The sequence below is a fragment of the Flavobacterium sp. genome (genome assembly GCF_046155325.1).
In the GTDB taxonomy this organism is placed as follows: domain Bacteria; phylum Bacteroidota; class Bacteroidia; order Flavobacteriales; family Flavobacteriaceae; genus Flavobacterium.
Window position 1 is genome coordinate 1 of sequence record NZ_JBJXDQ010000188.1, and the last position, 4,866, is coordinate 4,866.

A 4,866-nucleotide genomic window follows, 5' to 3' on the forward strand; every position below is an offset into this window, starting at 1 on the left:
CTCCATTTTTATGGTTCAAAAAAGCCTAACTTACTTTGAAGATGCGGATTCTCAACTACAACCACAAATGTTCCTTGATTTTGACTGGGAAACTTGCAAACAAAGAATTATAGAAGAAGTTTTGAAATTATAACTATAAAAAAGCATTCCATAAAAAAATATTTTTTTGTCTTTTTTTCTCATCTTCATCAACACCATAACCGAACCAATCTTTTGTTTTTTCTGTTAAAAGCATTTTTAATTCGTTAGAATGATATGTTTTTTTGGACGAAATTGGTTTTATTTCGACTGTATTATTAACTTTTAAATTTACTTTTGTAGCTATAAATGATGTGTATAACCTAGGAATTGTGAGTCCCAAAATCATTCCTGGTAAACCATTTACAGAACAAGGTCCGCCAGAAATGGTAATATCGTCGGTATAAAAAGCAAAAACATACACATCGTCTAATATTTTACCAACTGCTTTCCGGCAATTATATCCTGCAATCTCTCGATTTTCGTTCGTAATTTTCCATTCTATATTTGCAATGCTATCAGAAATAACGAAATTAGTATTGGCTATTTGTTTTTGAACGCTCATAGTTTTTGTATCAAAATCAAAATACCAGATATTTTCTTCATCTTCATCTTTTTCATATTTTGGTATTCTAGTTTTTTCGCTCCAACGCGCAAATTTATAAATGCTTTTGTTTTCTGCAAAGGTATAGGTATAATAAGATGTTTTGAGTTCCGAAAGATTGTCTTTCATTTTCTCGTCCCAGCTATTATTACTCATTGTCTTTTTGAGATTGGTATTTACTTCAAATTCAATTTCTGCTTGGTCTATAAATTGTTGAGCGATTGAAGAAGTTGAAAAAAACAATGCTGTAAGTAATAAAATAATTGATTTCATTCGTGTTTTGATTTTTAAAATTACTGTTTAATATCGCCTTTATTTTTAAAATTCCAGGTAAAGCCCAACATAACATATCTTTTTAGTCTATCATTTTGTTCTTCTCCAATTGTGTTTTCAAAATTATATCGTTTAATGCCAATGTTTCGATTTAGAATATCTCGCATCATTATGTATGCCGTAAACTCATCGTTTTTGAAAGTGCGTTGCAGTCTTGCATTCCATAATTGATTGCTAAGATTGGTCTGAAAATCTTCTGTTTTTTGTCTTGTGAATAAATTGTAGTCAGTAGATAATTTCCACTTTTCTTTGATATAAATGGCAATTTCGGCACTTAAATTATTAGAATTGAATGATTTTGTTTCGTCGTTTTGTGAAGTACTGTTCTGGTTATTTGAAAATTGATTGTTTATTGAAAATTCATATTTTTTTTCTACAGATTTAGATAGATTTACAGATAAATTTGAGCTTAAGTTCTTAGAATTGTTCAACTTGTCGTTTATACTAATTACCGATTTGTTATAATTAAAAGATGGATTTAGTCCTACTTGAAGATCTATTTTTTTAATTTTAAAACCATATCCCATATAAAAACCTGTAGAAAAATTTCCGTTTGTATTTATTGGTTTAGTCGTTGTTTTAGCACTTTCGGGGTCTATATTTTTATTGTAAGAAATTAAATTAGTTGTAGTTCTAAAATTAATTCCAATATATGAATGCGATTCGGTCAAAAGATTATAACTATTTTGAGATATATTAATTCTATTTGAGAAAGATTGTTTTAAATCAGGGTTTCCTAAAATTTGATTAAAAAAATCTTGATTATTTCTCAAAGGTTGCAACTGGTCAATAGTTGGCTGTTTTGTAGCACCGTTATAATTTATTCGCAAATTAGCATTGCTTTTGTATTTGTAGGAAAAAGTTGCCGATGGGAAAAGGTTCGTAAAATTGCGATTATATTGTTTGTTTAAAGTTTTATCTACCAGATCGAACGAAGTAAAGCCAAAACCGCTTCCAAAGCTATAATTGATTTTTTTAGCATTGTAACTCAATTTTACATTTGGCTTATTCACTGTAATTTTTTGTTTAAATTGGTTCGATAAATCATTTACAAGCAAATCATATTGACCTGTAATATTCGACAAATCATAAGTCAAGAGATTATTTTCGCCAGTATTGTAATCTATTTGATAGCCAAGTTGCAAAGCAAAATTCTTTCCAACAGGTTCTGAGTAAGTAAGATTTAAATTACTGTTTTGGGTTGTTTTATCGCCAATTTTGTTTTGATCAACATTATTATTAGAAGATAAAACACCAGCAGTATAACTTTCATTATCAGATTTCAAAAAATTATCAAAATTGCTATTTAGCCTATTCAAACTTAAACTCATAGAAAAAGTGCGACGTTTTTTGGCAAATTTATGTTTATATAAAATACCAGCAGACAAATAATTTTTATTGGATTTTGTATCAACATTTATTTGGTTTTTATTTTTCAAAATTCCGTCGCCATCTGTTGTGTTTCCGTTTGTAAATTCTTCACTTACAGTCTTATAAAAATTAGTTCTTGCAGTAATTTTCAATGTATTCATCGAATCCAATTTCACATCATAAACGGCATTCAATTTGTAATTACTTCTTTCTACATTAGTTAAGGTTTTTTTATTTTCGTTCAATTGGGTTTGTCCAACTTGTGTTTTATCCAACCTGTTGTTGTTGTTGGTATAAACCTGATTGTTGAATTTTGGCGTTAGGTTAAATGTTTGCTTGTCGTTCCATTTGTTGCTGTATTGCAATCCTGCGTTTGTGTTTTTTATAAAACCGTTTTGTGTGTCAACTCGTGTTTCTTCATCATTATTGCCGCCAACCCATTCGTAATTTACATTTCCATCATCATCCATATTCATAGAAACATTATCATTTCCGCCACCAAACTTATCATTATCTTCCCAATTTAATCCATCTTGACCAGTATTTCCATTCAGTAAAAAGGCTGATAATTTTCTTTTTCCTTTAAAAGAGCTGAATAATAAATTACTGTTATATCTAGAATCAATGTTTGTCATTGGTCCGCTTGCAGCATCTATTTTCCCAAAATATCCTTTTTTACTATTTTCTTTTAATTTTAGATTAATCGTTTTTTGACTATTTCCGTCATCAATTCCTGTAAATTCTGCTTGATCACTTTTCTTGTTAAAAACCTGTACTTCTTTTACGGCATCGGCTCGGAGATTTTTTACTGCCATTCCTGGATCGTCACCAAAAAATTCTTCGCCATCAACCAATACTTTTTTCACGGTTTCGCCCATAGCTTTTATTTCGCCATTTTTATCTACCTGAATACCAGGAAGTTTTTTTAGTAAATCTTCTACATTTGCATTTGCACTAACTCTGAAATCACTGGCTCTATAACTTGTTGTATCACCTTTTATTCTGATAGAACCGGTTTTTATAATTACTTCTTGTAGGAGTTTACTTTTGCTAATTAGCCCGATTGGACCTATGTTATTTTGATTTTCTTTAATAATTATTTCATCAACATAATCGGCATATTGGTTATGCGATGTCATCAAAATAAACGTTCCTGTTTTTATGTTTTTTATGTCAAATTTCCCTTCTTTATCAGAACGGACAAATCGGTATAAAATAGAATCTTTTGGTGTTAACAAAGCTACAACTGAATTGTAAACCGGGGTTTTTTCGCCATCGGTCACAACACCCGAAAGCTTTGTTTTTTGAGAATGTGCAGAAAATGATAATAATAATAGTACAATTGCGATGCTAATTTTTGACATAAATGGTTTTAATATGCTTGGATGTATAAATTTTATTAACTTGATAAAACAAAGAGTATTGTTTCTTTTAAAAAAATTTTTTATGTTAACAATTTTTCAAGAATATTTTTATTGAATTAGAAGGAATTCCCAATTAAGATAAATAGAACGAATTTAACTAACAATGATTATATAAATTAAAAAGCCTATTTTCTAATTTTTGAAATTGCTTTTATAACTGAATTACTCCACCAATGTTGAGACTATAACCTGAATTTGTGTAACTAAAATTCGATGTATTACTAACATTAGTTAAACCTTTAAAGAATTGAGAATCAAATAAAATTCCAAATTTTTTAGTTATTTTTATTTTATACCCTATTCCATATGTAAGTCCTAGTTGAAAAGGCTTGATATCATCTTTAGAGATATTATTTATAACATTATATTCAATATATTTTGCACTTATTAAAAAAGATGGGCTTAATCCCAAATTCAAATTCCATTTCCGAGTGCTACCAAAGTGCCAATTTGCATTGATAGGAACACACAAATAACTTAATTTATCTTCATAGGAATGAGTACCATTACCACTAATATTTAGACCACCCATTTTATCAAAAATCAATCCAGATCGTAAACTCCAACTATTATTGAAATAATAATCAGTAGTAACACCTAATTCAACTCCAGAATTATTATCATTTGAATTGTTTTCGTTGTGCTCAATAAAGCTAGAATATCCAATTTTCGGTGTAATTTCAAAAGTTCCCTTATTTTTGGTTTGGGCATTAACGGGATAAAAATTAACTAAAATTACAATAGATAAAAATACTTTTTTCATATTCATTTTATAAAATCAATTGCCAAAAATAAGAATAATTTTATAAAAATTAACGATTAGAGTAAATTTTCAAATCAGTTTTATAAAAACAAAATTCCAAACCTCAATGATAAAAATCACTTGAAGTTTGGAATTTTTAATATTGAAATTTAAAGAAAATTTATTCTTTAGTTTCGTTTTTTGTATCTGCTGGTTTGTCGTCTTTGGCAGCGTTTTTAAATTCTTTAACGCCACTACCTAAACCTTTCATTAATTCTGGAATTTTTTTACCCCCAAAAAGTAATAAAACAATTGCCAAAATAATCAATATTTCTGTTACACCTAAACTTCCCATGATTAAAATAATTTATTGC

4 protein-coding genes are annotated in these 4,866 nt (G+C 28.6%); all 4 read right to left on the reverse strand.

Annotation, left to right across the window (positions count from 1 at the left end):
* Positions 1-133 precede the first annotated feature (133 nt).
* On the reverse strand, positions 134-895 hold the full coding sequence (locus ACKVOD_RS12605; protein WP_409209821.1) for a GLPGLI family protein: 762 nt from the start codon (positions 893-895) through the stop codon (positions 134-136).
* 20 nt (positions 896-915) lie between these two features.
* Complete coding sequence (locus tag ACKVOD_RS12610; RefSeq protein WP_409209822.1) at positions 916-3,690, reverse strand: TonB-dependent receptor; 2,775 nt, start codon at positions 3,688-3,690, stop codon at positions 916-918.
* A gap of 211 nt (positions 3,691-3,901) precedes the next feature.
* Entirely contained in the window at positions 3,902-4,513 is a 612-nt protein-coding gene (locus tag ACKVOD_RS12615; protein WP_409209823.1) for a porin family protein, read from the reverse strand.
* A gap of 160 nt (positions 4,514-4,673) precedes the next feature.
* Positions 4,674-4,847 carry a twin-arginine translocase TatA/TatE family subunit gene (locus ACKVOD_RS12620; RefSeq protein WP_409209824.1) on the reverse strand — a complete coding sequence of 58 codons (174 nt, stop codon included), beginning with the start codon at positions 4,845-4,847 and terminating at the stop codon, positions 4,674-4,676.
* Positions 4,848-4,866 lie beyond the last annotated feature (19 nt).

Excerpts from the sequence above, each read along its gene's own strand:
- ACKVOD_RS12615 (WP_409209823.1), bottom strand. The coding sequence starts at position 4,513 with ATGAAAAAAGTATTTTTATCTATTGTAATTTTAGTTAATTTTTATCCC.
- ACKVOD_RS12610 (WP_409209822.1), bottom strand. The coding sequence starts at position 3,690 with ATGTCAAAAATTAGCATCGCAATTGTACTATTATTATTATCATTTTCT.
- ACKVOD_RS12605 (WP_409209821.1), bottom strand. The coding sequence starts at position 895 with ATGAAATCAATTATTTTATTACTTACAGCATTGTTTTTTTCAACTTCT.
- ACKVOD_RS12620 (WP_409209824.1), bottom strand. The coding sequence starts at position 4,847 with ATGGGAAGTTTAGGTGTAACAGAAATATTGATTATTTTGGCAATTGTT.